General features: G+C 75.1%; 2 protein-coding genes. Both read left to right on the top strand.

Annotation, left to right across the window (positions count from 1 at the left end; genetic code table 11):
- The first annotated feature begins 143 nt into the window (after positions 1–143).
- The gene (locus tag AB0O00_RS38960; RefSeq protein ID WP_363659409.1) at positions 144–1,241 is read left to right on the top strand and encodes a DUF5937 family protein; all 1,098 of its coding nucleotides are present in this window, start codon (positions 144–146) and stop codon (positions 1,239–1,241) included.
- A 41-nt stretch (positions 1,242–1,282) separates the two neighbouring features.
- Positions 1,283–1,537: PhzF family phenazine biosynthesis isomerase (locus AB0O00_RS38955; protein WP_363659408.1), on the top strand; the 255-nt coding region annotated here is incomplete at its 3' end.

Here is a 1,537-nt window from a genome sequence, read left to right as displayed (position 1 = left end):
GGCGGCGTGGTCGCTGTCGGACTTCTCCTGCTTCTGCCTCTGGGCCGACCCCGCGCGCGCCGGCCGGCCGCCCGGCAAGGTCGTTTGTCGGTCCGCTACAAACGACGGCGGGGTGCTTCACCCCTGGTGGGAGGATTCCCTCCGTGAGTTTGACGATTGACATCACCGGACTGCCCGACGAGCGCCTCGTCTTCACCCCGTCCCCGCTCGCCGAGCTGAACGCGATGCTGCACGTCCTCGCCGAGCCCGGGCACCACCCCGCGCTGCACGGCTGGGCCTCCTGCACCGCCGCGACGATCCCGCCCGAGCTGTCGGAGCGGCTGCTGGAGGCCGACTTCCTCTGGCGCTCCTCCCGCGCGGACTTCCTCGTGCCCGGCCTGCCCGGCGCCACCCTCGCCGAGGAGCTCGACGCCGTCGACCGGCTCGACGACGAGCTGTACGTCGCCGCCGCGCTCATCACCACGTGCGGCTCCTCCCGGCTCACCCGGAAGATGGCCTCCCCGCTGAGCGACCCCGCCGCGAACGAGCGCGCCCGCGAGCTCGCCCTGGCCCGCGGCCCCCGCCAGGCCGCCTTCGCCGACCGGCTGCTGGCCGACCCGCCCGCCGTCCGTGCCCTGGTGCGGCGGATGCTGGAGGACTGCCGATCGGCGTTCTTCGCCGACGCCTGGCAGCGCGTCCTGCCCGACCTCGCCGCCGACGCCCGGCACAAGGCCGACCTGGTGCGCCTGCGCGGCGCCGACGAGGCGCTCGCCGCGGTCTCGCCGTCCGTCTCGCTGGAGCAGGGCACCGACGGGCGGCGCCGGATCGTCATCGACAAGCTCCAGGACAACGCGACCAGCGGCGTCGCGAACGGCGGGGTCACCTTCATCCCGACCGCGTTCGGCCGCCCCCACCTGCTCGTCGTGCACGCCCGGGGCTGGCGGCCGGTCGTGCAGTACCCCGTCGCCGAGGCCGGGCTGCCGGAGCCGGTCTCGCTCGCCCTGATCCAGCAGCGGCTGGAGGCGCTCGCCCACCCCATCCGGCTGCGCCTGGCCCGCACGATCGCCCGCGGCCCGCACACCACCGGCGAACTCGCCGCCGCCTGGCAGCTCTCCGCCCCCGAGGTCTCCCGCCACCTCGCCGTGCTGCGCAAGGCCGGGCTGCTGGTCACCCGCCGGCGCGGGCGGTACATGCTGTACGAGCTGGACCTGGCCGGCAGCGCCCGGCTCGGCTCCGACCTGCTGGAGGCGGTCCTGCGGTGACCGGAGGGAACAAGATCACGGTGCCCCGCGTTCCTCGGGACATGACCCACGACGCGTCCTCAGCCGCTCCCGAGATCCTCCGTTACGCCGCCTTCGCGACCCGCCCCGAGGGCGGCAACCCGGCCGGCGTCGTCCCGGACGCCACCGGGCTGTCCGCCGAGCGGATGCTCGCCGTCGCCGCCGAGCTCGGCTACTCGGAGACCGCCTTCCTCACCCCGGGCGAGGCCGAAGGCGCCTACACCGTCCGGTACTTCAGCCCGCTCGCCGAGGTGCCGTTCTGCGGGCACGCGACCGTC

The organism is Kitasatospora sp. NPDC093558 (assembly GCF_040683475.1).
In the GTDB taxonomy this organism is placed as follows: Bacteria; Actinomycetota; Actinomycetes; order Streptomycetales; family Streptomycetaceae; genus Kitasatospora.
This window is presented reverse-complemented; position numbering and strand designations above follow the sequence as displayed.